Origin of the sequence: Frankia sp. AvcI1 (assembly GCF_001420875.1) — a bacterium.
Taxonomy (GTDB): domain Bacteria; phylum Actinomycetota; class Actinomycetes; order Frankiales; family Frankiaceae; genus Frankia; species Frankia alni.
In genome coordinates, this window is record NZ_LJFZ01000033.1 from 12780 (window position 1) to 39080 (window position 26301).

Consider the following 26301-nt stretch of genomic DNA (forward strand, 5'->3'; position numbering starts at 1 on the left):
NGCACGCCTCCAGCGGGCGCAGCGGGTTGTTCAGCCAGACGTCCGAACCGGAGTAGAGGAACCGCGCCATGCCGATGTCGTAGTCGGGCAGGAACACGATGCGCGCGCGCACGGCCGGGTCGTCGGCGAACTGGACGATCTGCTGGACGAGCTGCTTGCCGCCGTCGTCCGCGGGGTGGGCCTTGCCGGCGATGACCATCTGGATCGGCCGCTGCGGGTGCAGCAGCAGTCGGCGCAGCCGGTCGGAGTCCCGCAGCATCAGCGTGAGCCGCTTGTAGGACGGCACCCGGCGGGCGAAGCCGATCGTCAGCACGTCGGGATCGAAGACGGACTCGACCCAGTCGAGCTCGCCGGGCGCGGCGCCGCGCTCCAGCCACGAGGCCCGCACCCGGCGGCGGACCTCGCCGACGAGCCGTTCCCGCAGCTGGCGACGGGTGGCCCAGACGACGTCGTCGGGCAGCTCGGAGATCTTGGCGAAGCCGGCCGCGTCGTCGGCGAGCAGGCCGGGGCCGGGCTGGCGGTCGGCCAGCTCGATGACCGCCCGCGAGACCCAGGTCGGGGCGTGCACGCCGTTGGTCACCGAGCCGATCGGCACCTCGGCGGAGTCGAACCCGGACCACAGGCCGGCGAACATCTCCCGGCTGACGATGCCGTGCAGCTTGCTGACGCCGTTCGACCGCTGGGCGAGGCGAAGGCCCATGTGCGCCATGTTGAACACGTTCGGGTCGGACTCGACCCCGAGTTCCAGGATCCGCTCGACCGGCACGCCTGGCCAGGAGTTGTCCCCGCCGAAGTGACGCGCGACGAGGTCGCGGGGGAAGCGGTCGATGCCGGCGGGTACCGGGGTGTGCGTGGTGAACAGCGTGCCGGCGCGGGCGGCCTCCAGCGCCTCGTCGAAGCTGAGCCCGGTCTCGACGAGCTCGCGGATCCGCTCCAGGCCGAGGAAGCCGGCGTGGCCCTCGTTGGTGTGGTAGACCTCCGGCGTCGGCGTGCCGGTGACGGCCGCGTAGGCGCGCAGCGCCCGCACCCCGCCGATGCCCAGCAGCATCTCCTGCAGCAGCCGGTGGTCGGTGCCGCCGCCGTAGAGCCGGTCGGTGACGCCGCGCTCGGCCGGCTGGTTGTCCTCGACGTCCGAGTCGAGCAGCAGCAGCGGAACCCGGCCGACCTGCGCCTTCCAGATCTGCGCGTGCAGGGTGCGGCCCTCGGGCAGCCCGACGGCCACCTTCACCGGCACGCCGGCGGCGTCGGTGAGCTGGGTCAGCGGCAGCCCGTGCGGGTCGATGCCCGGGTAGCGCTCCTGCTGCCAGCCGTCGCGCGACAGGGACTGGACGAAGTAGCCCGCCCGGTACAGCAGGCCCACGCCGATGATCGGCACGCCGAGGTCGCTGGCGGTCTTGAGGTGGTCGCCGGCGAGGATGCCCAGGCCGCCGGAGTACTGCGGCAGCACCTCGGTGATGCCGAACTCCGGCGAGAAGTACGCGATCGCCGCCGGCGCGCCCGGCAGCTGCTGGCGCTGGTACCACAGGTCGGCGGAGAGGTAGTCCTGGAGATCGTCCGCGATGGCGGTGAGCCGGCGTACGAAGCGGCGGTCGGCGGCGAGCGCGAGGAGCCGGTCGTGATCGACCTCGCCGAGCAGGCGGACCGGGTCGCCCTTGGTGGCCCGCCAGAGCTCGGGATCGACCGACTCGAACAGGTCCAGCGTCTCGGGGTGCCAGGACCAGCGAAGATTCAGGACAAGTTCCCCCAGTGGAGCAAGCTGCTCGGGGAGCTGCGCACGGACGGTGAACCGTCGGAGGGCTCTCACGAAGACGTGAGCCTAGACAGTGCGGGTGACGTCGGCGCANCCGGGTTCGACCTGCGGGTTACGTTCTCCGAACAACTCGCCGCCCGGCCCGACGATCAGCCGGAATCCTCCGGAATTGCCCTGCCGGGACGGGCCGGTCTTGCTACTCCTCGTCGGGCGCGGCGGCCACCTTCGCGGCGAGGGCGGACATGACCGCGGGGTCCCGCAGGGTCGTGACGTCGCCGAGCTCCCGGCCCTCGGCGACGTCCCGCAGCAACCGGCGCATGATCTTGCCGGATCGGGTCTTCGGCAGGTCGTCGGCCCAGACGATCCGCCGCGGCCGGGCCAGCTTGCCGATGCGCCGGGCCACGTGCTCACGCAGCTCGGCCTCGACGGCGGCGTCGCCGACCCGTTCGCCCGCCAGCGTCACGAACGCGACGATCGCCTGGCCGGTCTGCTCGTCGGCCTGCGCGACGACGGCGGCCTCGGCCACGGCCTCGTGGGCGACGATCGCCGACTCGACCTCGGCGGTGGACAGGCGGTGCCCGGAAACGTTGATGACGTCGTCGATCCGGCCGATGATCCAGAAATAGCCGTCGGCGTCGAGCCGGGCCGCGTCCCCGACCACGTACGTCGTCGGGCCGAAGCGGGAGAAGTACGTCTCGACGAACCGCTTGTCGTCCTTGTACAGGGTCCGCAGCATCGACGGCCACGGCTGGGTGATCACCAGGATGCCGGTGCCCTCGGTGACGGGCCGGCCGTCCTCGCTCAGCAAGGCGGGGCTGATCCCGGGCAGCGGCCTCGTCGCCGAGCCCGGCTTCGTCGGGGTGACCCCCGCCAGCGGCGAGATGAGCACCGAGCCGGTCTCGGTCTGCCACCAGGTGTCGACGATCGGGCAGCGCCCGCCCCCGATCACCAGGTGGTACCACAGCCAGGCCTTCGGGTTGATCGGCTCGCCGACCGTGCCGAGGACCCGCAGCGAGGACAGGTCGTGGCGGTCGGGGTACTGCGCGCCCCACTTGATGCAGGTGCGGATCGCCGTCGGCGCCGTGTAGAAGACGGTGACCTTGTACTCCTCGACGATCCGCCACCAGATGTCGTGGTCCGGGTAGTCCGGGGCCCCCTCGAACATCACGCTGGTCACGCCGTTGGACAGCGGTCCGTACACGATGTAGGAGTGGCCGGTGATCCAGCCGACGTCGGCGGAGCACCAGTAGACGTCGGTCGCCGGGTCGAGGTCGAAGACCGTCCGCAGGGTGTAGGTCGCACCGAGCAGGTAGCCCGCGGTGGTGTGCAGGATGCCCTTCGGCTTCGCCGTCGACCCGGAGCTGTACAGGATGAACAGCGGATGCTCCGCCGGCAGGCCGACCGCCGGGCACACCGGACCGGCGGCGGCGAGCAGCTCGTCGTACCAGACGTCGCGCCCGGCGGTCATCGGCACCTCGTCGGCGTTCTCCCCCGGGCCGCGGACCACCACGATGTGCTCCAGCGCGGGCAGGTCGCCGAGCTCGGCGTCGACGGCGGCCTTCACCGGCGCCCGGCGCCCCTTGCGCCGCGCCCCGTCGACGGTGATGAGCACCTTGGCGTCGGAGACCTCCATCCGCTCGCGGACCGCGGACGGCGCGAAGCCACCGAAGACCACGTTGTGGACCGCGCCGATCCGGGCGCAGGCCAGCATCGCGGCGGCCACCTCGGGAATCATCGGCAGGAAGATGCCGACGACGTCGCCGGCCCGCACGCCGAGGGACAGCAGACCGTTCGCCAGCCGCTGGGTCTCGGCCAGCAGGTCGGCGTAGGTGACGTCGCGGTGCTCGCCCTCCTCACCGCGCCAGTGGAACGCGACCCGCCCGCCCCGGCCGGCCTCGACATGGCGGTCCAGGCAGTTGGCCGACAGGTTCAGCTCGCCGTCGGCGAACCAGGTGTAGAAGGGCGGGTTCGTGTCGTCGAGCACCTGCGTGAACGGCGTGTCCCAGGTGAGCAGCTCGCGGGCCGCGGCGGCCCAGAACGCCTGCGGGTCCGCCGCGGCGGCGGCCCGGTCGGCGTCCACGGGGCGGCGTCGGACGAAGCCGGCCGGTGGGTCGAAGCTCTCCACCGACAGCAGGCCCTCCAGCGTGGCCTCCAGATCGGTCGTGGCGCTCCGACCGGTCGTGGCGCTCCGACCGGTCGTGGCGCTCGGGTCGGTCGTGGCGCGCACGGCCTGATCGGTCACGGTTCCTCCTGGACGAACGCTGTCTGGACGAAACGGTGGGTGGTGGGACACCTACCCCGGTGTACCACGAAGACCGCTCGCCGCCCAGGATCACGCCGGGGCGGCGGGAGTCGGATCGGGCCGGTCGGCGCGCACCCGGTCCAGCAACGCCGCCAGCACCTGTTCGCCCGCGAGCGCCCCCGCGCCGGCGGTGACGGCGACGTTCGGCGCCGACCAGCCGAGTTCGTGCAGCTCACCGTGGGCGGGCCGGACGGCGGCGTCGGCCGCCAGCAGCATCGGGATGTCCAGGACCGAGTCGCCCGCGGCCAGCAGCGTCACCGTGCCGGCCCGGCGGACCACCTCGTCGACGGCCCGCTGCTTGGTCAGCACCGTCGGCACCAGGTACACCTTGCGGCCCTGCGCCGACACCGACCAGCCGCCCGCCCGGGCCGCCGCGGTGACGCCGGTCAGGTCCGGGATGGCGGGCCGGTCGTGGGCGACGAGGTAGACGAACAGGTCGTCGGCGGCGCGGACCGTCCGGGCCCAGCCGCCGGCGGCGAACCGTTCGGCGAGCGCCAGCATCTCGGGCAGCGGCGCGCAGGCGGCGGCCACCTCCGCCGCGATCCCGGCCGCCCACGCCGGGTCCGGGACGCCGTCGACGAGCAGGTGCCCGCCGTTGGCCGCGATCGCGTACCGCGGCCGGACCCCGAGGTCGACGCGGCGGTACTGGGCGAGCGTGCGGGTGGTGACGGGGACGACCACGGCCCGGCGGTGCAGCTCGGCCAGCAGCGCGAGCTCCCGCGCCGTCGCGAAGGACAGCGGGGCGCCGTCGAGCCGCTCGACCTCGACCAGCTCGGGCTCGGCGGCGCCGGCGGGCAGCAGCAGCGAGCGCCGGGAGAAGATCAGCGTCTTGTCCAGGTCGAGGGCCACCAGATGGTCGGCTCCCGCCGTCACGAGGCGTCCGAGGCGCCGGAGGGGCTCCAGGGGCCGGAGGGGCCGGAGCGGTCCGAGGGGCCCGGGACCGCCGGCAGGTCCGGCAGGTCCGGCAGGTCCGCGGCGTCGGGGCGCCAGCGCGCGTTCGGGGTGTGGAACACCGGCGCCGCGCCGACCGGACGCACGAGCCCCACGCACGAGAACGGCAGGTCGGCCATCTCCTCGACGGCAACGCCGCGGTCGGCGGCCAGCGCCAGGACGTGGGGCAGCTCGTCGACGCGGTCCGGGGCGACGAGGATGCGCCACGGCACCCGGCGCAGCAGCACCCGGGTGGTCTCGCCGACTCCGGGCTTCACCATGATCACGTCCGGGATGTCGTAGGCGGCGGCGATGCGCTCCACCGCCGCCCAACCGGCCCAGGTCGGCCGTCGGTCGCCCGCCCACAGCCGCGGCCAGGTCTCGGCGACCTCGTCCGCGACCGCGTCGAACTGCGCGACGACCGTGTCGACGAAGTGCCGGGACAGGTCGTGCGGCGCGAGCTCACCGTAGAACTTCGCGCCGTGGAAGTCGTCCGGGCCGATGTGCTCGGCATTGAGGACGGTCCGGCTGACCAGCCCACTGACCGTGGAGTTCAGGCAGGCGCTCGGGATGAGGAAGTCGTCGCGGGTGCCGTACAGCGNCACGCACCGCGCCGGGTCGGCGAGCACGGCGAGGGTGTCGTCGAGCCCGAGACCCGCGACCGCCTCGGTGAGCACCCGCGTCATCACGCCCTTGCCCGTCCAGCCGTCGACGAACTGGATCGCCTCGCGGTCGAACCGCTCGGTCAGGTAGCGCACGGCGTTCATGTCCACCCCGCGATCCTTGATCACGGAGATGGCATAATGCGGGGTGTCGAGGCCGTGCCGCCAGCCGTACCAGNGGCGCATCAGGATCCCGACCGGCGTCCCCGCCCGGGCGATCGAGGCCAGGACCGGCTCGGGCTTCGTGACCCGGACGAGCTCGGCGACCAGCCCCGTGGCCAGCGCCACCCGTCGGGCCGAGCGTTCCAGCGCCTGGTGGTAGAGGCGCAGGTAACCGGCGTCGGGCTGGTACTCGACGGGCAGGTCCTCGGAGTAGTGCCGGCCGGCCTGCATCGCCTCCTCGCGGTCCTCGGTGGGCCGTTCGAGGTCGACGGCGCTCAGATCGGTGAGCAGGAAGGTGACGTCCGCCGGGTCGTACGAGCCCGAGCCGATCGTCCCGGCGAGCGCGGGGTCGNCCGGCCGCCCGGCCACCGGCGTCGCCGGCCCGGATCCCGCGGCGCTCATCGGGCCTGCTCCGGCAGGGCCAGCCCGACCTCGATGCTGCGGGGGGCCGGGCGGTAGGCGGGCNGGGTGAGCACGGCGACCGGGGCGCAGCGACGCAGCTCGGCGACGAGGCCCGCCGGGTCGGCGACCGGCGCGGGGGAGGCGGCGTCCACGCCGGAGTCGACGATCAGGACGATGTCGTCGTAGGCGCCGGGACGGACGTTGTAGACGTGGCTGACCCGGCCGGGGTCGTCCGGGGCCGGGAACGTGTGCGCCGCCCGGATGGCGTAGCCCTCGACGTCGACCGGGTGGACCGGCGAGCGGGTCGTCGACTGGTAACGGACGTCGCCGGAGCCGGTGGCGGCCAGCGTGTCCGCGATCCGCATCGGGGTGTACATCAGTTCCTCCGTCCCGAGGACGAGTGTGCGGCCGTCCGGCCGGGTCAGTGCCGCGCGCACGGCGGCGGCGACCGGCGCCAGGGCGTCGTCCAGCCGGCGCCGGTGGGTCGGCGACCAGCCGTACCTGCCGCCCTCGGGCAGGTCCGCCGGCCAGTCCGCAGTCAGCCACCGAACCGGATGCCCGGCCTGGACGGCCTGGACGAACGGGACGGACGGGACGGACGGGCGGGCCTTGGCGGGGGTCGGGATCTGGTCGGACGCCGGGGCCCGGTCGGACGCCGGGGCCCGGTCGGGCGGCTCGGCCCCGGCGAGGCGGGCACGGATGCTCGCAGCCCGGTCGGCGATCTCGGGCGGCACCGTGACGGTGGCCGCGATCAGGGCGACGACGTCGATCCGGACGCCGAGTTCGGCGGCGAGGTCGGCGAACGCCGTGCGGGCCGCGGCCGGCCGGGCGTCGACGAGGGTCGCCACCACGTAGCGACCGCGGGGGGCGTGGGCGTGCAGGATGCGGATCGTGCCGAGGGCGGTCCGGCCGGTGGACAGCTCGTCGTCGACGAGCACGATCGGCTCGCCGCCGCGCAGGATCGCCGGATCCTCGGGGACCAGCCAGTGGTGGGAGGCGTGCGAGTGCGACTCCGTGAACTCCAGCACCGGCGGCACTCCTGGCAGGTCCCGCCGGGTGGTGTGCAGGTAGTGGCTGCCCGCCAGGCCGTCGGCGACGGCGTGGCCGAGCGCCGTCGCCGTCTCGCAGTAGCCGATGACGAGCGGCCCCGGCCGGGCGCCGTCACGATGGCCCGCGGCAGCGGCCTCGCCGGCGGCAGCGGCCTCGCCGGCGTCGTGGGCGTGGGCGGCGCCCGGGCCGTCTTCGGGGAAGCCGGGCAGCGCCCGTACCAGCGCCGCGAGGTCCGCGCCGGCGGCCAGGCCCGCCCCCGGCGCGACCGGCAGGTGCTTGCCGAGCACCCGGCTGACCAGCAGGTGGGCCCGGCGCGGATTGCGCCGCAGGGCCAACCCGACCAGCGCGTCCAGGCCCTCGCCGCGCACGTCCGCGCTGACCTCGACGGCGAGCCCCAGCTCCGCCCACAGCCAGCCCGGGTCCGCCGGCACCGGTGTCGTCGTGGTCATCGGGTGGCGCCCGCGCTGCTGTGGCCGCGGGTGGCCGCCAGCACCTCGACGAAGGTGTCCCCCTCGCGCAGGACCCCGAACGCCCTGGCCCGGCGCTGCACCGCCTCGGCCCAGGCCCGGTGCGGGCGCAGCTCGTTCATCTTGTTCGCGTAGCTGCTCGGGCGGACTCCGCCGGAGTCCCCGGCGAGGATCGTCTCGGCATCGGTGAACTCCTCCTGGCTCACGACGTGCAGCGCGTGCACCGCCGGGATGTGGCTGGGATGGATCACGGTCTTGCCGATCAGGCCGTTGGCCCGGTCCAGGACGACCTCCCGGATCAGCCGGTCGAGGTCGGCCGAGACCAGCGCGCTGCGCATCCGGATCGCCTCCTGGCTGCCGTCGACCCGGTCGGCCTGGGCGAACGGGGTCACCCGCAGCGAGCTGACGAACAGGCGCTCCGGCTGGGCGAAGTACTCCCACACCGGGCCGGTGACGATGTGATCGCCACCGCGGGCGCAGATGTTCACGATGTCGGCGATGCAGTCGCGGACCACGGCGATGTCGTAGATCGTCAGGTCCCGGTCCCGGCGCAGCCCGAACAGCCCGCACAGGTCGGTGGCGCCGAGCCGGATCGCGAGGACCTGCTCGGCGTGCTTGTCGACCAGTCGCCGCACGGCCGTGAGCGCCTCGACGCGGGTCTCCCGATTGATCACCGGCGGGCTCTCCAGCACCGGCATCGCCCACAGCGGCCGGCCGGCGACGTCGGAGGCCCGCAGCACCGCCTCCAGCGCCGCCTGGCCGCCCTCCTCGGCGAACTTGGGCAGGACGAACCCGGCGAGGCAGCGGGCGCCGTCCGGACCGAGCCGCGCGATCAGGTCCGGGATCTGCCCGACGGCACGCACCCGGACGAACACCAGCGGCAGCCCGTCGCCGGAGCGCGGCGGGTCGTCGGCGAGCGAGCGCAGCGCCGCGACGACGTTGGCCTCGGCGTCGGCCACCTCGGTGTCGGCGATCGAGTCCTCGAGACAGAGCACCATCGAGTTCACCCCGGCCGCGGTCTGCCGGCGCACGTCGAACGCCAGGTGGCGCCTGGTGCCCGGCGCGTACAGCGTGGCGCCGAGCGCGGTGGCCAGCAGCCGGCGGTCCCCGTCGACGGCGATCTCCTCCGGCGGGCGGTGGAACAGGGTCTCGATCGTCTCGTCGTCGAGGAAGGCGAAGTGGCGCAAGCGACGTTCCCCTCGTGAAAGGCGGCGGCGTCGCTCGACCAAGGTCCCGGGTTCGGTGTGCNCCGGCCGGGCCGGCAAGATCGTCAAACGTCGCCTTTCGGGTGACGGTACCTGCCCGGGGGCGTGTGACGACAGACAACGACAACCGTCAGTCAGCCGACATTCGACGGTCACCCTGAGGTCATCGGCAGGCAGCCGACCTGCAGCTGAGCATCCGCAACGGGTCGGGCCGGGACGGATCGCTCCGTCCCGGCCCGACGATCTGCCGCCCGCGCGTCCGGCGCCCCGGTCAGCTTGCTCCGGTGCCGAACAACTTCTTGTACTCGGCGGCGGCCTTCGGGTTCTGGCCGCCGTTCGTGATCGTCGAGCAGACGTTGCCGGGGGTGGGATCGCTGAAGTAGGCGTCGTAGCCCATCACGTCGCCGGCCGCCTTGAACGTCTCGAACATCTTCTGGATGTAGAAGGGGTTGTCGCCGCCGCCGTCACCGCTGCAGGAGGCCACGCCCCACTCGCCGACCCCGACCTTCTTGCCGTGCTCCCGGGCGAACCGAATCACGTAGCACAGGCCGTTGACGTCCTCGCACTGCTTGTTCCACGTCGCGTCGTCCTTCGACGGCGGGAAGTGGTCGTAGGCGTCGATGCCGACATAGTCGACGTACTCGTCGCCCGGGTAGGCGCTCCANGGGCTGTNGCCGGTGGGAACCGGGGAGTTGTGCGCGTTGAACGTCCAGTCGATCTTCACCTGCGGGTCGGTGGACCTGATGGCCGCCGAGATCTTCTGGAAGCAGGTGCGGAACGTCGTGGCGTCGGCGTCGGTGTGCCAGTACATGAACGTGCCGTTGAACTCCCAGCCGATCCGGACGATGGAGTCGCCCCGGCCGTGCGCGACCAGGAAGCTACCCAGCTTCTTCCACTGGCCGTCGTACTCACCGCGGGCGCAGGCTCCGTTGTCGCCCTGGCCCTTGGGGTAGGTCGGCTCGCTGATCAGCAGCTTGCCGGCGAACCCCTTGAACAGGTCGACCGGCCAGCTCGGCTCCACGAGCCCGCCCCAACCGGAGGTGCGGTCGGTGTAGACGTGGACGAGGTCGTTGGGCCGCCCGCGCCAGTTACCGAACTCCGTGAGCTGCGCGAGCTGGTGCGACTGGAACCCGGACAGCCAGGGCAGGCCCGACGTGGACCCGCCGGCGTCGATCTCCGGCGCCCCGCCGGTCGCCGGGGTGGCCGCGGCGGTCGCGCCGGTCGTGGTGCCCGGGCTCGCCGGCGGGACCGTCGGCAGCCCGGCGGCCGACGGCGAGGCGGCCGAGGCCGACGGCGACGCGGCACCGAACGGCCGGCGCCCACCCCTGCCCTCGGCGGCGGACGGACTCGCGGTCGGGCTCGGCGGCGTGGTGACGCCGACGGCGGGCGAAGGCTGCGTCGTGGCGCTCGGCGTCGGCGATCCCACGGCGTCCGGACCCGGCGACACGGTCGGCGACGCGGCACCGGGGCTCGCCGAGGCGGCGGTGCCCGTGGTACCCGGCAGGGCGGCGGCACCCGGCGTGGCGGTGGCGCCCGGCGTCGTGGTTGTGCCCGTCGCGGTCGAGCTGCCGGAGTGCTGCACGGGGACGTCGGGCAGGNCCGGCGCCTGCCTGAACTCCTTCGCCGCCGCCTCGGGGCCGGTCACGTCGAGGGCCTCGGCGGCGGTGGCGTTGCCCTGGGTCGCCTTGACGTTGACCGTGCCCTTGAAGTCCGCCGGGACCCGGAAGCCCAGGATGAAGCGGCCGTCGGCGTCCGCCTTGGTCAACGCGCTGCCGCCCAGACTGGTGGTCTCGGCGGCGACGGTGACGTCGTCGCCGGCGGCGAAGTCACGCCCGCCGACGAGCACGATGTCCTCGTCGAACAGGACCAGCGTGATGCGACTGCGGGCCTGCGGGGTCATCGTGGAGATCGGGACCCCGGGCTGGGCGGTGCCGGCGGGCTCGGTCGAGGCCGTCGGACTGGCGCTCGGCGACACCGCGCTCGGGGGCGTCGCCGACGGCTGGGGGCTCGGCGTCTCGCCCGCGGCCTGCGCCAGCGGGGTGACCGCGCCCAGCAGGCCGAGGACGAACACCGACACCAGGCCCAGCCGGGCGCCGGTCCGGACCGGCCGACGGGCCCGACGGCGACCGGGGCCGCCGTGGCCGGGCGCGCCACGAGGTCGGGTGGGCGGGGAGACCGAACGGCCGACCGGAGGGGACGGTCGGCGACGAGAGGTCGAGACCATGCTCGCGCGCTGCCTTTCGGAGTTGGCGTGAGACGCACCCGCCGAGCGCACTGCACACCGACAACGGAGCATGGCCGGATCACGACCGTTGATGGGGCGTCCCCTCCGAGCCGCCGCCTGCGCGGCCGCCCAGCGCGCCATCAGAGCTCGACGACACCACGATGGGCGCGTCGACCGGGCTGCCACTGCGGCCCGTCCGTGACGCCGACCGTCTCCGACCTCGAGGTCAGGACGGTTCGACAGATGCTCCGGCCGGGTGGCGAACACCCACCTGACCGGTACTGGAACTACGCGTGATGGACCCAATCGTAAGGGGCACACCGGCTACAAGGAACAGCACCAGGACGAATACTTTCCGTGGTAGTGCCATTATTGCAGACCTGGTGGGACATCTCCGCACGGCGGACGCCACAGGACAACACTCGCCCAAATCGCGACGCGGAAGAACATGATCTGACCAGGCCGGAACGGTCGTTCAGCGGACGACCAGATCCTCGTCGGCGGGATGNGTGACGCTCCAGCCGGTGGGGTGGACCAGCGCCGGCAACAACCGGACGCCCCACGGAAGCTGCGCCCCGTCGAGCGTGACGTCGATGGTGCGGGTCACGGCCTGATCGACGGCCGCAAGCCGGGACAGCTCGTGGGCCTCGGCGGCCACCCGCGGCGGCGCGGCGCCCGGCCGCGCGAACAGGATCAGCTCACCGACCGGGCCGGAGGTGTGCACCTGGACCCGCATGGTCCGCCGCCGCCACCCGGACCGGCTCACCGTGTAGGTGACCGTCGGCTGCACCAGCGCACCGCCCTGCGACCCGAGCGGGACCGGACCCGTCTGCGCCGGACCGTCCGCCGCTCCCGCCGCCGCCGGGACGCCGGGCCCCCCCGCGGCCACGGGCGTCGCCGGCCCACCGGAGGGACCAGGAACAGCGGAGGCACCAGGAACACCGGGAGCACCGGGAACACCGGGAGCGCCGGGAGCGCCACCTCCCCCGCGGCCGTCCGAGCCGCCGGCACCGTCGGGGACGACCGGCTGCCCCGGGCCGGGACCGGGTCCCGGCGGTGCCACGCCGCCAGGAACAACCGGGACGGGCGCGCCGGGCGCGAACCGCCCGTGCCACGCCTGCGCCGAGCCGCCCGCGCCCGACATGCCGGCGCCGGGTCCGGCCGGCGGGAACAGGGGCAGGGGCAGTACGCCCAGCGGGGTCGTGGGCGGGTTGTCCCCGTGCGAGGGCCCCCGGGTCCCGCCCGGCTGAGGGCCCCCCGCCACCGGAGGGCGGGCGCCGACCGGCACCGGGACCGCGCCGGTGCGCGGCTGGGCCGGGCCCCCGAGCGGGTGCGCGGCGGTGATCGGATCGGCGCCTGGCGGGTCGGACCCGGCGGTGGGCCGCCCCGCGAACGGACCGCCGGCGAGGTGACCTCCGACGAGGTGACCGCCGACGAGCTGACCGCCGACGAGGTGACCTCCGGTGGCGGGCCCGGCCGGCATGGCAGGCGTCACCGGCAGCGGCGGCGGGTCGCTGCGGGTCGCGGGCCGGGCCAGCACCGCCACCCCCGCGGTCGCGACGCGGGCGATCCCGCCCGCCCGGTACATCGGATAGGCGGCCACGTGGTAGGCCCACCCGTCCGCCGGGGCGGCGAGATGCCAGCCGCCCTTGATCTCCAGGCTGGTGTTGGTGACCTTGGCGCTGGCGGCATACGGGTCGTCCGGACCGGTGGGCGTCCGGTCGCGCCGCCAGAGCACCCGCGCCTCGGTCACCCCGGGTGGCATCTGGAAGGACAGCACGATCGACTCGCCGCGGTCGTCGGCGCGCAGGTCGCGCACGGGCTCGATCACCACGTGTCGCACGGCCCGGCCGATGACGGCGGACTCCCCGTGCACCGTCACCGGGGTGTAGATCACCTCGCCGACCGGGGCGGACTCCGCGGCCTGGCCGGCGCGGCTGGCGCCGACCAGGCGGACGGGCCCGGTGATGGCGGCGAGCTGCACGTCGTCGCCCTCGCCACCGAGCCCGCCGAGGGGCAGCGGGCCGGAGCCGGGCATCGCCAGCGGGCCCGAGCCGGCGCCGGGCAGGGGCAACGGGCCGGAACCCGAGCCCGCCACCAGCCGCGGACCGGTGTTCCCGGCGCCGCCGGCGGGACCCGACGCGACCGGTGTCGCGTAGATCCGCACCTCCCAGCCGGGCGGGGGCGTCCAGCGCAGCGTGGTGCGCCCGCTGGTGGTGACGGCGGCGAGATCCTGCACCGGCCGGGGCCGGGCGGTCACCTCGACCTCGGCCTCGGCGCCGGGCGTGCGGACGGGGTGCCCGGCCGCGTCGTGATACTCGATGAAGACGTGGTAACGGTAGGTCACGCCGACGACGACGTCGGTGTCATGGAACACCCCGCCGGTGACCCGGGCCCGCCGGGGCGGCTGGCTGACGGGCGAGCCGGGCGCCACGGTCCGCTCGACCGTGACGACCGACAGGACGCCGTCGAGCCGCCAAGCCAGCCGGATCCCGGCGGCGGTCCGCTCGGCCCGCAGCTCGGCGAGGTCACGAGTGCAGACCACGGGCGCGGTGGCGACCGGTTCGGAGCGGCGCTCGCCGCAGATCGCGGTGACCTCGTGGCGCACCGGCGTCCACGCCGGCGCGCCGGCGTCGTAGAGCTCGGTGGCACGGGTGGTGCCCAGGCTGCGCCGACCCAGCGTCGCCGCGGCGCCCTCGACGAGCACGACGCGCTCCACCCGGTAGGAGACGGGGCCGCCGACGGACGGCGATGCCCGCCAGCGAAGTTGCACCGATCCGTCGGGGCCGGCGACCGCGACGAGGTCCGACGGCGGCGACAGCGGCAGCGCCGCCAGCGCCGCGAGCGCCTCCCGGTTGTCCGCGGCGGTGGCGAGCACCGCGGCCAGGGCGGCCTCCTGGGCCTCGGGCGGCAGCGCCCGCGCGGCCTGGACCCGCCGGCGGATCACCGCCTGGGCGGCGATGAGCTCGGCCAGCACCTCGGCGGGCCCGCGGCCGTCCGGACCGGGCACGTCCGCCGCCTGCGCGGCGAGCCAGCGGGCGTCGTCGAGGGCCGCGTCGGCCCGGTTGGCCGCGCGCGCCTCCGACAGGGCCCGCCAGCCGGCGTCGGCCGCGCCGAGCGCGGCGGAGACCCGGGCGCCGAGCTCGTCGGCGGCGCCGGCGACCGGGCCGCCGACGGCGACCAGCACGGGATGTGCGGCGGCGAGCAGCTCACCGGCCTCGCGGGGGCGCCCGCCCTCCAGCGCGCGGCGCACGGCGGCGAGCGCCTCGGCCGCCTCCCGGGCCTGGCGCAGGCTGTGCCCGCAGTGGCGGCAGACCACCGCCGCGGCCTCGGTCATCGAGCCGCAGGACGGGCAGGTCGTGTAGAGGTCGGTGTCGCAGTACCGGCAGTGCCGGGCGGCGCCGGCCGCCTCCGGGCGCCCACAGCCGGGACAGACGACGTAGTCGACGACCCCGCCGACGTTGACCGCGGCGCCGAGTTCCCGCGCCACCCCGAGGACCACGGACTTCGCCTGCGCCGCGGTCAGCCCTCGCCCGGTGGCCAGCGCCGCGCGGACGAGGCCCTCGAAGGCGACGGCGGTGAGCTCGCCGTCGAGGACGACGTGTTCCTCCACCGCGGGGCGCAGCTCGTCGGCCGCGTCCGCCATCAGGCCGACGGTGTAGGCGGCCGGATCGCCCTCGACCAGCCGGGTCGACACGAGGGCCAGCAGGTCGGCGGTGACCGTCTTCTCCCGGTCGTGCGGGCGGCGGCTGTTGGCCGCCGCCACCGCGGCGTAGGCGGCGGCGAGCCGGTCCGGCGAGGCGTCGGGGGCGAGCCCGAGGAACGCCCACAGCGACGCGCTGGACACCCGGTCGCCGCCGCGCAGGGCGCGCAGTTCGGCCAACCGCTCGGCGATCTGGCGGCGGACCTCGGGCGCCAGCGGCTCCACTCCCCCGCCGACCCCGTCGACGATGATCTGCTCCCGGCTGAGCCGGGCGTCGAACTCCTCGACGGTCACCCCGGCGGCGACGGCGAGCCGGCGCAGGCCGTCGACACGGGAGGCGGGGATGCCGCCGAAGCGTTCCCGCACGGTGGCGAGGTAGCCGTCGACCTTGGCCAGCCGCTCCGCGTCACCGCTGCGCCGGGCGGCGAGCACGTGGGCGCGGACCCGTTCCCGGGACTCCGCGTCGCGCAGCGGCTCCTCCCACTCCCCGCGGCGACGCACCAGCTCGGTGGCGAGCGTGGCGTACTTGGCCGAGTTGCGCTCCCGTTGCAGGAAGGCGAGGACGCGGACGAGATGGGCCCCGACGTCGGAGTCGGTGTACGGCACGGTGGGGTCCAGGCCGGCGATGAGGAAGGGGTCGGCGGTGTCCAGGAAGGAGCCCGCCCGCAGCGGTGCGAGCACCCGCTGGCGATAGCCGCTGCCGTCGAACGCCGCGCTCAAGGATCCACCTTCGTCCCACGTGACCGCCGTGCCCTGCGGACGGACCGGCGACCGGCCCGTCTTCGGGCGCCGAACGCGGGGCGGCAGTTTACCGCCCCACACCCGGCAGGCCCCACACCCGAGAGTACGAAGCGGCGCCCCGCCCCGGGTCCCGGACGCCGCAGACGCCCAGTCCGGTCCTTGCGGATCGGCGGTCCGGTAGCGCCGTCTGGCGGCGATTGCGGACCTTGACCGTGCGTCCCGGCTGACCCTACCGACTACGGGGCCGACACCCGGAAGCGCCTGCGTACGTGGGAAATTGGCAGCTCATAACACTTCTTGAGGGGGTTTTTCCCGGTCCGCGGGAGAAGTCCCAGGTCGCGGGATCGACCGGCTCAGTCCCGCTGCTTGAGCAGGCTGACCTTCGCCGACTCGGTCGCCCGCATCTCCTCGGAACCGACCCCGGCACGCACCTGGAGGACCAGTGCACTGGCGGCACCCTCGTGCGCCGCGGTAACCCGAATTGTCTGGTCCCCCGCCATGGCGAAGGTGACCTCGACCGGCGTGCCCCGCTGGTGGCCCGGCGGAATCCCGGAGATCGCCCCGGCGACAATCACCTTGTTGTCGTCGATCGCCGTCGATTCGGCCGTGGTCCCCTGCTCGAAGACCCGGATGTCGACCTCGGCCTGATCGTCGGTCACCGTGTAGAAGGTGCGGGTCACCGAGATCGGCAGCGGGTCGTTCTGGTGGGCGAGGAAGGCCGCGACCGGCACGCCGCGGTCCTCCGCGAAGATCCCGAAGCCGCGGGAGGTCACATTGGTGACCTTGGTGCGGACGAGGTCGACCACGGACGCGGTCGCGAGCCCGGCGGCGCCGGCGCTGGCCGCCGCCGCCTTCTCCACCTCGGCGGCGTCGGCCGCGGCGAGGTCCTGGTCGGGCCGCAGCGCCCCGCTGGCCACCAGGTCGGAGTGGACCTCGCGCTCGAGTGNCTTCTTCTGCCCGTACACGGCGGCGCCCTTGGCCACGGCCAGGTCCGGGTCGACGAGCCGGGAGGTGAGCCCGAAGGACTCCTGCAACCGGCGGCCGACCGCCGGGGTCTTGCTCATGCCGCCGACCAGCAGGCACAGGTCGATCTTCTCGACGCCCTTCTCCCGGGCCCGCTCCAGCACGGAGCCGGTCAGGTCCAGGGTGCGGCGCAGCAGCGGCCCGGTGATCTCCTCGAACGTCGCCCGGGTCACCGGCACGCTCACCCGCCTGCCCTTGTGCACGANGAGAACGTCGACGCTGTCGCGCCCGGACAGCGCGAGCTTGGCGTCCTCGGCCGCGGTGAGCAGCTCCTGCTCGTCGTAGACGTCGTCGAGGGGGTCGCCCGCGTCCGGCTGCGCCTCGGTGAACTTCTGCGCCAGGTAGCGGACGAGCTCGTTGTCCCAGTCCGCCCCGCCGAGCTCGTGGTCGCCGTCGGTGGCCACCACGGTGATCGCGCCCTCGCTCAGCCGGATGACCGTGGTGTCGAACGTGCCGCCGCCGAGGTCGTAGACCAGGACGGTCGACTCCTCCGCGCCGTCCTGGCCGAAGCCGTACGCGAACGCCGCGGCCGTGGGCTCGTTGATGATGTCGACCACGTTCAGCCCGGCCAGCTCGCCCGCGAGCTTGGTCGCCTTGCGCTCCTCGTCACCGAAGTACGCCGGCACGGTGATGACCGCGTCCGTGACCGGGGTACCGGTCGCCCGCTCCGCGTCGGCGGCGAGCGCCTTGAGCACGAGGCTCGACACCGCCGAGGCGCTGTACTCCACGTCGTGCGCGACGAAACGCCAGTCGGACGCGCCCATGTGCCGCTTGACCAGCCGTGCGACGTCGTCGGGGCGGATGCGGGCCTGCCGCTTGGCCTGCGTGCCCACCACGAAGGACGTCGCGCCCTCGCCACCGCCGTCGAACAGCACCACCGACGGCGTCGTGGGCTGCGACTCGATGTTGCGGATCACGTCCGGCCGGCCGTACTCGTCGACCTGGGCGATGCAGGAGTAGGTCGTGCCCAGGTCGATCCCGAACACCTTGGTACCCGCCACCGTCTGAACTCTTCCCTTCGCCAGTCTCGTCAGCGTTCNCCGACACCGCGACTCAGCGCGAGCGGTAGACCTCGGTCTCCGCGGGCCGGACGACGGTCGTCTCGCCACGGACGAAGCCGGGGCGCACGGTGCGGGCGANGGTCCCGTCCCGTCCCGGATCGTCCGTGGCCACCCGCCGCACACCGAGATGCCGCGCCGGGTCGAAGGTCCCGCCCGGTACCGCTGTGTACGGCCGCACGTCCACGGCCAGGTCCAGCACCTGGAGGANCTGTTTGCGCAGGATGCCGGCGACGCTCTGCGGATCGTCCGCCCCCAGGCTACCCATCTGATCGTGGAGCCGGATCAGGCCCCGCAGCAGCGGCGCCATCGCCTCGGTGAGCTCCCCGGCCCGCAGGCGGCTGTTCTCCGCGTGCAGCCGGTCCACCAGCTCCGCGTCGTGGCGGCGCAGCCGGGCGAGCTCGTCAACCTGGCCGGCGAGACGCTCGAGGGCCACCGCCTGGATCGCGCCGATCGACCCGACCAGGTCCCCGTCCCCCGCCGACCCGGCGCCCGCCCGCCCGCCGCGAGGGCGGAACGCGGCCGCCACGGAGTCCTCCGCGTCCTGCGCGTCCTGCGTGCACCCGGCGGCGTCCTCCCGGACGGCGCCCCGATGACGACCGGCAGCGTCCTCACGGTCGGGATCCTCATGATCGACATCCTCGCGGCCGGCCTCCCCGGGGTGGAGATCCTCGCGGTGGACATCCCGATGATGATCGACTTCGCCGCTCCGATCGCCCGCCACCTGCGCCGTCACCATTGCGTCCGCATCGTCGTCGGGGTCGGGATCCGTGTCGCCGGCGTAGTTCGTGCCGCCGGGGTAGTTCGTGCCGCCGGGGTAGTTCGTGCCGCCGGGGTAGTTCGTGCTGCCGAGGTGGTCCGCCTCCGCGGCATCGCCCACCTCGTCGTGGCGCCCCTCGCCCGCCCGGTTCGCCGCATCGTCGTGGTCGTGNTCGCGCACCGGCGGCGGGCCCGTAGCCGGCGATACGGCGAAACCGGCCGCCCGCAGCGCGTCGTCGTCGATGCCGAGCGCGTTCGCCCCGGCCTCGCCCGAGCCCCGCAGCCTGCCCGTCCCCCATGCTTCGGCCGCCGGCCCAACGCCCCGCACCGCCTCGACGCCCCAGGCCAGCCCAGCACCCTGCGCCTGCCGGACCCCTGGTGCCGGCCCAACCCCTTGTACCGGAGCAACCCCTTGTACCGGAGCAACACCACCGAGGGTCGGCTCAGCAACCGGATTCGGCTCAGCCTCAGGATTCGGCCCCACCTCCAGGGTGGATCCGGGACGCTGCGCCGTCCCGGCGAGATCGGCGTACCCGGCCGGCCCGACGAGATCGGCGTACCCGCCGGCGGCCGTCCTCAGCGGGTTGTCGGCTCGCGCTCCGTGCGGGTACTCGCCCGGATCGCGGCGCTCCTCCGGAGCGAGCAGGTCCGGATAGTCCATGCGGCGGGAGTGCTCCAGCTCCTGCGGGTATGGACGCCGGACACCGTCCCGCCGCGGGCCGAGGTCCGGCTCGGCGCGGGCGGGCCAGGCGTGGTCGGGGTGGTCCGGGTTGTCCGGGTGGTCCGGGTCGGAGAGGTCGGCCTCGTAGGCAGGCTCGGTCCGACGACCGGGGTCAGCCCAACGTGCCGGCTCGGCCGGCCGCTGGGGATCGGCGGCGTGCCGAGGACCGACGCCGTGGTGGAGGCCGGCAGCGGGCCGGGGATCGGCGGCGTAGCGCCGAACGACGGGCGGATAGGGCTCGCCGCGGTAGTCGTCGGCCGGCTCGTCACGCCACTGGCCGCCGTCATGGTCGTCGGCCACGGGCCCCGGGTCGGCGGTGGATGCACCCGTCGCCGCGTGTCCGGCGTCCTCGGCTCCGGAGCCGAGGACTCCGCCCGCGTGAGGCGCGGCGTCGGCGTAGGAGGGGCCGTCTGCATAGGAGGGCCCGCCAGCGTGGGAGGAGCCGCCGGCATGAGGGAAGCTGTCGGCATACGAGGCGGCGTCACCACAGGTGTCGGCGTCGGCGTGCGAGGCAGTGTCGGCGAACGAAGCCGTGTCGGCGGCGGGGCCCGGGGCGTCATCGGCGTCGCGGGCGTCCGCGGTACCGGCGCGATCGCGTCCCGCGGGCTGGTACGGGTTGACCGGCGGGGCGACGCCCAGAGGCGGCACCCCGAAGCCGCGCACCCCCACCGGCACGGACTCGTCCCAGTCCCCGCCGGCCTCGGGGGCAGACTCTCCGCCCGTCGCCGGGCGCCCGTCAAAGCCGTGGGTGCGGTCGGGGGGGTCGAAGTAGTCCCTCGGGCCGTGGCCGGCAGGCCACGGATCCCATTCAGGGAGGGCGTCGTCACGCCGCGGCCCGAGGTTCCGCCCCGACCANTCGAAGGCTGCCCGGTCCCGCGCCGCCCGGTCCCGCGCTGCGCGGACCTGCGCTGCGCGGTCCCCGGGATGGTCCGGTCCCCGCCAGGCCGAGTAGCCGGCGTCGTCGAACGACTCCAGCCCGTCCCCCACCCCCAGCGGGTCGCGGCCCGGCTCACCGACGCCTGCGAGCGGGTCCGCGTGCGACGGGTCGGGTCGCGGCGACTCCGGCTCCAGCAGCCGCGGATCCGGCAACTCCGGATCCGGCAACTCCGCGTCCGTGGGATCCGGAGCCAGGGGGTCCAGGGCCAAGGGATCAGAGGCCGGGGGATCGGGGGCCAGGGGATCGGGGGCCAGGCGGTCCGGCGGCCCGGGGCGCGCCCCGCCGGGCGGGAACCAGCTTCCCCGGCCGCGGGGCGCGGGATCGCGACGTGACTGGAACATCGGGTATCGATCCTCCTCGCCGCCGGGCGGCGNGACCGGGGGGGTCATCGCGAGGTACCGGCGTTACTCACTTACGGCCGGCGGTCCAGTTCAGCCCCCAGCCGTAAGCCTGGTCGAGCTCGCGGTGCCCGCCGACGTACCGGACCTCACGGCTCACGGTGAAGTCGTTGCCGGTGTTGGTCAGCAGCGCGATCGCGCACATCCGGGCGCCGCCGGCCTGCTCGTCGAGGCGTACCTCGATCGGGGCACCCTGGGCGGGCGTCAGGGTTACCACCGCGTCGGCCTGGTCGAACGAGGCCACGCCCTGGTAGATGAAGGCGAAGACGAGCAGCCGGCGGATCTGGCCGATCTGCGCGAGGTTGACGTAGAGGTTCTCCCCGCCCACGGCGGCGCCGGTCCGGTCGTCCGCGTCGAGGTTGACGTAGGGCGGCCCGTCGAAGGAACCGAACGCGTCGCCGAGCGCCTGCACCACGCCGGAACGGCCGTCGGCGAGCTCGAACAGCGCGGCGAGGTCCAGGTCGATGCCGCCGCCGGCGGCGCCGAGCACCCGCTTGAGGAAGCCGCCCTTCTGCTGNTGGCCCCCGGACGGGTTCTGGTTCCAGTTGAGGTTGACGTGCAGCCGGCCGCCGCCGCCCTGCTTGCTCAGCGACACCGACGGCGCGGACTTCGTCAGCGTCACCTTGCTCAGCGAGACCGGTCCGGAGCCGGCCGGTGGCGTGCCGGGACGCTTGGTGTAGTCGATGCCCATGGTCCGCTCCTTCGCGGTTGCCGGATTGGTGATCTGCGATCGGTGGGCGGATACGAGCGGTGGGGGTACCGTCGCCGGCTGCGCCCGGTGTCATCCCGACGATGCCACATCGGCGGCGGACCACTCCAGAGCGCAGCATCCGCCGGATGCGCGAGACCGACGGACCGACCATCGCCGGCCCGGCCCCTGGTACTGCAACGGCACCAGGCGGGTCGCGCCGGCGCTACAGCGGCGCGCCCACCGCCTCGCGCGGCTGGCCCTGGCCACCCTCGCCCCCGGCGGAGCCGGTGGAGTCGGCGTCGTCGTCGGCGTGCCGGCGGCGGTGCCGGATGGAGGACACCAGCGCCAGACCGATGAAGGCCACCCCGACCAGGCCGGTGACGATCTCCGGGACCTCGGTCTCGATCGAGATGGCGAGGATGATCGCGAGAGCGCCGATCNCGTAGTGCGCGCCGTGCTCGAGGTAGATGTACTCGGACAGGGTGCCGCGGCGGACGAGGTACACGGTCAGCGAGCGGATGTACATCGCCCCGATGCCCAGGCCGGTGGCGATGACGAAGATGTTCTGGGAGATCGCGAACGCGCCGACGACGCCGTCGAACGAGAACGACGCGTCGATGACCTCCAGGTAGAGGAACAGGAAGGCGGCCGCCCGGCCGGTGGCCAGCACCAGCTTCGGCTGCCCGGAGGACCTCGGGGCAGCGGTCGTCTTCCCGGCGCCATCGACGGCCACGCCGTCGGAGTCGGCGGCGTCGTCGTCCTCGGCGCCGACTCCGCGCGACTCGAAGAACTCGCCGAGGCCCCGCACCCCCAGATAGGTGGCCAGGCCCGCGACGCCCGCGGTCAGCACCTGCTGGGTGTGGTCACCGGAGAACGCCTCGCCCACGACGAGCAGCGCGACGAGGCCGACCACGGTCGGGATCACGTCAAGCTGGCCGGCGCGGCGCAGCGGCTCCTCCAGCTTCTTGATCCACTGAACATCCCGCTCGGGGTCGAACAGGAAGTCCAGGAACAGCATGAACAGGAAGATCCCGCCGAAGGCCGCGATCGCCGGGTGCGCGTCGCCGAGCTTCTCGGCGTACTGCGCGCTGTCGTTGAGCGCCAGGTCGAAGACCTTGACCGGCCCGAGGTGCGCAGTCAGCGCCACGATGATGATCGGGAAGAGCAGCCGCATGCCGAACACGGCGATGACGACCCCGAGCGTCAGGAAGAGCTTCTGCCAGAAGGGGCTCATCCGGCGCAGGATCGTCGCGTTGATGACCGCGTTGTCGAAGGAGAGGCTGATCTCGAGCACGGCGAGGATGGCGACGATGGCCGCGTCCCGGGGGGTGCCGATCACCCCCNCTCCGGCCACCCCGATCGCGGTGATCGCCAAGGACCACCCGAAGATCCGCAAGGCGTGCACGCCCATCAACACCTTTCCGGACCGATCGCCAGACCCCGGTCGCGCCGTGCGGGCGGATCCGCGGTCCGTCGGATCCCGCCGCGTCGCCTGAACTCGCCGGAGACCGCGTCGGCCCGCGGCCGGTTGGCCCGGAGCGGCGGTCGTCGGCATCGTAGCTGTTCATCCGGTGGGTGCGACCTGACAAATGGGTTACACCGGATAGGTCGCGCCCTACCCGCGCACTACCTCCACACACTCCGGGTGATGGAGTCGCTGCGCCGCCGCCACCGGCCGTCCCGGGCTGGTGAGCGGCTCCCTCGGGATGGCCGGTGCCGGTACCGCGCCCGGCGCCGGCCGTCCCCGCCGCCGGGCGCGCGGCCCGGCGTGACGTACGTGCCGCGAACCCGGGTCAGACGTTGACGCCGTAGTCGCGGGCGATCCCGGCCAGGCCCGAGGCGTAGCCCTGGCCGACGGCGCGGAACTTCCAGTCCGATCCGTGCCGGTAGACCTCGCCGAACACCATGGCCGTCTCGGTGGAGGCGTCCTCGGTGAGGTCGTAGCGGGCGATCTCGGTGCCGCCGGCGCCGTTGACGATCCGGATGAAGGCGTTGCGGACCTGGCCGAAGTTCTGCTGGCGCGAGTCCGCGTCGTAGATGGAGACCGGGAAAACGATCTTGTCGATCTCCGCGGGCAACGACGTGAGGTTCACGGAGATGGCCTCGTCGTCGCCCTCACCCTCGCCGGTGAGGTTGTCGCCCTGGTGCTCNATCGCGCCCTCNGGGCTCTTGAGGTTGTTGAAGAAGACGAAGTGCCCGTCCGAGACCACCTTGCCGTCGGCGCGGCACGCGATGGCGCTGGCGTCGAGGTCGAAGTCGGCGCCGGTCGTGCTGCGCACGTCCCAGCCGAGGCCGACCAGGATGTTGGTCAGGCCGGGCGCCTCCTTGGACAGCGACACGTTGCCGCCCTTGCTGAGACTGACTCCCACTGTGTTCCTCCTGCTGTGCGTCGACTGCGTTGTCTGGGGGCCGCACCCGAGCCGGGCGGCGGCCGCTGTCCGGAAGCGCGGCACGCCCCCGGGTGTCCCGGATACCCCGGCGGCCGGGCGCCGGCAGCCTACTGCCCGACGCGAACGGCACGGTGACTCTCCGCCCGCGGAGGCCACGTGCCGGAGTACGTGTGCTCTGCGGGACGAACGAATCGCGCGCGAGGTTCCCGCGAGCGGTCCACCGGTCCGCCTGCTGGCGGCCGGCCGACCCGATCCGGTATACCGGTCTGCCCGTCCACCTGCCGTCGCGCAGCCGACAGGGCCCGGACCAGCCCGGCGATGACCCGATCGGGCGGTCACTTCACCTGCCGGAAACGCGGGTGGAACACGACCCGACCGGTCACCCAACGCAACAACAACGGCGGCCGAGCCCGCCGGACCCGCTCCGGGCCCGGCACTGTCACCGGTACGGCAGCGAATGCGCACGCCGGACGGCACAACAGACGAGGTTCCGACGTTCGTGGGCACAGCAACTGGGGAACATCGGCTTCGGCAGGAACCATCCGGACGGGGCAGGCGGACCCACCCCAACGCCAACAATCACCCATCCGGTGGCCGCGGGCAGTTCACGCAGAGGTGTCGCTATTCGCCACGTGCAGGGCGGACCATTGAGGTGTGGTTCGTCTGGATAAGGTCGCCATGATGATCGGACGTTCAGTAGGCCGGGTTGTCATCTCCGATGTGACCCCGGTCGTGTCGTGTGGGCAGTGGCCCGCGCGCGCGGTCGTGGGCGAGAACCTCACCGTCGGTGCGACCGTGTTCCGGGAGGGTCACGATCTCATCGGCGCCAACGTCGTGCTGTCGGGTCCCGACGGCCAGGGCACGCCGTTCATCCNCATGCGTTCCGCGGGCCCCGGCACCGACCGACTCGAGGCTGAGATCACGGCGGGCGACGAGGGCCTGTGGGGGTACCGCGTCGAGGCGTGGTCCGATCCGGTCGCCACCTGGCGGCACGGCATCGAGCTCAAGGTCGGTGCGGGGCAGAGCGTCGACGAGCTCGCGGTCGACCTCGAGGACGGCGCGCGGCTGCTGCTGCGGGCGTTGCCGGGCGTGCCGGAGGGCCGGCGCGCCGAGATCGCCCGGGCGGTGGCCGCGCTGCGCGACGACACCCGCGACGATCCCCACGAACGGATCGCGGCCGCCGTGGACCCCCGGCTGACGAGCCTGCTGGACGCCTTCCCGCTGCGCGAGCTGGTGACCCGCTCCTCGCTGTACCGGATCTGGGTCGACCGGCCCCGGGCACTGTACGGGAGCTGGTACGAGATGTTCCCCCGCTCGGAGGGGGCGACCCTCGACCCGCCGCGCTCGGGGACCTTCCTCACCGCCGCCGAGCGCCTGCCGGCGATCGCGGCGATGGGTTTCGACGTGGTCTACCTGCCGCCGATCCACCCGGTCGGCGAGATCAACCGCAAGGGCCCGAACAACACCCTCGTCGTCGGCCCGGACGACCCCGGCTCGCCCTGGGCGATCGGCAGCGAGCACGGTGGCCACGACGCCGTGCACCCGGACCTGGGCACGATCGAGGACTTCGACCTGTTCGTCGCGCGGGCCCGCTCCCTGGGCATGGAGATCGCCCTGGATCTCGCCCTGCAGTGCGCGNCGGACCATCCGTGGGCGAAGCACCACCCGGAGTGGTTCGTCGTGCGCAGTGACGGTTCGATCGCGTACGCGGAGAATCCGCCGAAGAAGTACCAGGACATCTACCCGCTGAACTTCGACACCGACCCGACCGGGCTGTATCAGGAGATCCTGCGGGTGGTCCGGCACTGGACCGCTCACGGAGTGCGAATTTTCCGGGTGGACAACCCGCACACGAAGCCGGTCGAGTTCTGGGAGTGGCTCATCGGCCAGGTGAAGGCGACCGAACCGGACGTGCTGTTCCTCGCGGAGGCGTTCACCCGNCCGGCGATGATGCACACCCTCGCCAAGGTCGGCTTCACCCAGTCGTACACGTACTTCACCTGGCGCAACCAGAAGTGGGAGCTGGAGGAGTACGCCCGCGAACTGATCGACGCCGCCCACTACATGCGACCGAACTTCTTCGTGAACACCCCGGACATCCTGCCGGGCTTCCTGCAGCATGGCGGGCCGGCGGCGTTCCGGATCCGCGCGGTGCTCGCGGCCACGATGNCGCCGACCTGGGGCGTGTACGCCGGGTACGAGCTGTACGAGAACACCGCGGTCCGGCCGGGCAGCGAGGAGTACCTCGACTCGGAGAAGTACCAGTACCGGCCGCGGGACTGGGCGGNGGCCGAACGGGAGGGGCGCTCGCTGGCGCCCTACCTGACGCGGCTCAACCAGATACGCCGGGCCCACCCCGCGCTGCACTGGCTGCGCAACCTGCACCTGCACCACGCCGACGGNGACGAGTTCATCGTCTACTCCAAGCGGCTGACGGACGACGCCGACCCGCGCAGGACGGCCGGTCCGGGCGGGACGGGTGATCCGGCTGGCGCCGACACCGTGCTCGTCATCGTCAACCTCGACCCGCACGAAGCGCGGGAGACCACGGTGCGCCTCGACATGCCCGCCCTCGGCCTCGGCTGGGACGACTCCTTCGACGTGACCGACGAGATCACCGGGCAGACCTTCCGGTGGGGCCGGGACAACTACGTCCGGCTCGACCCGTCCGTCGAGCCCGCGCACATCCTCACCGTGCGGGCCCGGTCGTGAGGGAACCGGAGCCG

Annotated in this window: 11 protein-coding genes and 16 pseudogenes; 7 read left to right on the forward strand and 20 right to left on the reverse strand. The window is 73.8% G+C overall.

Translation table 11 applies throughout. From position 1 onward, the window contains the following. Position 1 precedes the first annotated feature (1 nt). The 10 genes and pseudogenes from glgP to UK94_RS75130 form a co-directional block, all read right to left on the reverse strand. A pseudogene (gene glgP, locus UK94_RS26190) lies at positions 2 to 1804 on the reverse strand (alpha-glucan family phosphorylase); the annotation flags it as partial. Between the two features lie 142 nt (positions 1805 to 1946). Beyond that, positions 1947 to 3905 (reverse strand): acetate--CoA ligase, encoded by a 1959-nt coding sequence (gene acs, locus UK94_RS26195; RefSeq protein ID WP_235490006.1) that lies wholly within the window; start codon positions 3903 to 3905, stop codon positions 1947 to 1949. A gap of 177 nt (positions 3906 to 4082) precedes the next feature. Further along, positions 4083 to 4925, reverse strand: a complete 843-nt coding sequence (locus UK94_RS26200) for a hypothetical protein (protein WP_011606948.1) — start codon at positions 4923 to 4925, stop codon at positions 4083 to 4085. Next, positions 4922 to 5583 (reverse strand): tellurite-like stress resistance cysteine protease StiP (locus UK94_RS65990; protein WP_235489969.1); only part of this gene is annotated, 662 nt, incomplete at its 5' end. The genes UK94_RS65990 and UK94_RS26200, both read right to left, overlap by 4 nt. Position 5584: 1 nt before the next feature. After that, positions 5585 to 5822: pseudogene (locus UK94_RS65995) on the reverse strand (tellurite-like stress resistance cysteine protease StiP); the annotation flags it as partial. A 1-nt stretch (position 5823) separates the two neighbouring features. Further along, positions 5824 to 6136, reverse strand: a pseudogene (locus UK94_RS66000) (tellurite-like stress resistance cysteine protease StiP); the annotation flags it as partial. A gap of 136 nt (positions 6137 to 6272) precedes the next feature. Further along, positions 6273 to 7707, reverse strand: a pseudogene (locus UK94_RS26210) (phosphoribosyltransferase family protein); the annotation flags it as partial. Beyond that, the gene (locus UK94_RS26215) at positions 7704 to 8912 is read right to left on the reverse strand and encodes an HpcH/HpaI aldolase/citrate lyase family protein (protein WP_055751945.1); all 1209 of its coding nucleotides are present in this window, start codon (positions 8910 to 8912) and stop codon (positions 7704 to 7706) included. The pseudogene UK94_RS26210 and the gene UK94_RS26215, both read right to left, overlap by 4 nt. Before the next feature lie 289 nt (positions 8913 to 9201). Continuing rightward, positions 9202 to 9594: glycosyl hydrolase (locus UK94_RS66005; RefSeq protein WP_268761658.1), on the reverse strand; the 393-nt coding region annotated here is incomplete at its 5' end. A 9-nt stretch (positions 9595 to 9603) separates the two neighbouring features. Beyond that, positions 9604 to 9951 (reverse strand): annotated as a pseudogene (locus UK94_RS75130) (beta-mannanase); the annotation flags it as partial. Positions 9952 to 10030: 79 nt separating this feature from the next. Here UK94_RS75130 and UK94_RS66015 point away from each other — a divergent pair. Beyond that, positions 10031 to 10528 (forward strand): annotated as a pseudogene (locus tag UK94_RS66015) (hypothetical protein); the annotation flags it as partial. A 5423-nt stretch (positions 10529 to 15951) separates the two neighbouring features. On the opposite strand, the gene UK94_RS66020 reads toward UK94_RS66015, so the two are convergent. From UK94_RS66020 to UK94_RS66030, 3 genes and pseudogenes are all read right to left on the reverse strand, one after another. Further along, on the reverse strand, positions 15952 to 16544 hold a 593-nt coding region (locus UK94_RS66020; protein ID WP_235489971.1), incomplete at its 5' end, for an Hsp70 family protein. 1 nt (position 16545) lies between these two features. After that, positions 16546 to 16826 (reverse strand): annotated as a pseudogene (locus UK94_RS66025) (Hsp70 family protein); the annotation flags it as partial. Position 16827: 1 nt separating this feature from the next. Beyond that, positions 16828 to 17622 (reverse strand): annotated as a pseudogene (locus UK94_RS66030) (Hsp70 family protein); the annotation flags it as partial. 649 nt (positions 17623 to 18271) lie between these two features. Here UK94_RS66030 and UK94_RS66035 point away from each other — a divergent pair. Beyond that, positions 18272 to 18610 (forward strand): hypothetical protein (locus tag UK94_RS66035; RefSeq protein WP_235489973.1); only part of this gene is annotated, 339 nt, incomplete at its 3' end. 1894 nt (positions 18611 to 20504) lie between these two features. On the opposite strand, the gene UK94_RS26240 is transcribed toward UK94_RS66035, so the two are convergent. The 7 genes and pseudogenes from UK94_RS26240 to UK94_RS66055 form a co-directional block, all read right to left on the reverse strand. After that, positions 20505 to 21011: Tellurium resistance (locus UK94_RS26240; protein WP_235489975.1), on the reverse strand; the 507-nt coding region annotated here is incomplete at its 5' end. A gap of 1 nt (position 21012) precedes the next feature. Then, positions 21013 to 21185 (reverse strand): annotated as a pseudogene (locus UK94_RS66040) (Tellurium resistance); the annotation flags it as partial. Positions 21186 to 21408: 223 nt separating this feature from the next. Next, positions 21409 to 21625: DUF475 domain-containing protein (locus UK94_RS66045; RefSeq protein WP_235489977.1), on the reverse strand; the 217-nt coding region annotated here is incomplete at its 5' end. A gap of 1 nt (position 21626) precedes the next feature. Next, a pseudogene (locus tag UK94_RS26245) lies at positions 21627 to 22528 on the reverse strand (DUF475 domain-containing protein); the annotation flags it as partial. Between the two features lies 1 nt (position 22529). Next, a pseudogene (locus UK94_RS75135) lies at positions 22530 to 22590 on the reverse strand (hypothetical protein); the annotation flags it as partial. 388 nt (positions 22591 to 22978) lie between these two features. After that, the coding region (locus UK94_RS66050) for a TerD family protein (protein ID WP_235489979.1) at positions 22979 to 23335 on the reverse strand (357 nt) is incomplete at its 5' end. Between the two features lie 13 nt (positions 23336 to 23348). Then, positions 23349 to 23554 (reverse strand): annotated as a pseudogene (locus UK94_RS66055) (TerD family protein); the annotation flags it as partial. 699 nt (positions 23555 to 24253) lie between these two features. On the opposite strand from UK94_RS66055, the gene UK94_RS66060 reads away from it, so the two are divergent. The 5 genes and pseudogenes from UK94_RS66060 to UK94_RS66080 all read left to right on the forward strand — a co-directional run. Continuing rightward, the coding region (locus UK94_RS66060) for a maltotransferase domain-containing protein (RefSeq protein WP_235490009.1) at positions 24254 to 24449 on the forward strand (196 nt) is incomplete at its 3' end. 1 nt (position 24450) lies between these two features. Next, a pseudogene (locus tag UK94_RS66065) lies at positions 24451 to 25213 on the forward strand (maltotransferase domain-containing protein); the annotation flags it as partial. A gap of 1 nt (position 25214) precedes the next feature. Next, positions 25215 to 25515, forward strand: a pseudogene (locus tag UK94_RS66070) (alpha-1,4-glucan--maltose-1-phosphate maltosyltransferase); the annotation flags it as partial. A gap of 1 nt (position 25516) precedes the next feature. Further along, a pseudogene (locus UK94_RS66075) lies at positions 25517 to 25744 on the forward strand (alpha-1,4-glucan--maltose-1-phosphate maltosyltransferase); the annotation flags it as partial. Between the two features lie 234 nt (positions 25745 to 25978). Next, positions 25979 to 26287: pseudogene (locus tag UK94_RS66080) on the forward strand (alpha-1,4-glucan--maltose-1-phosphate maltosyltransferase); the annotation flags it as partial. Between the last annotated feature and the right edge of the window lie 14 nt (positions 26288 to 26301).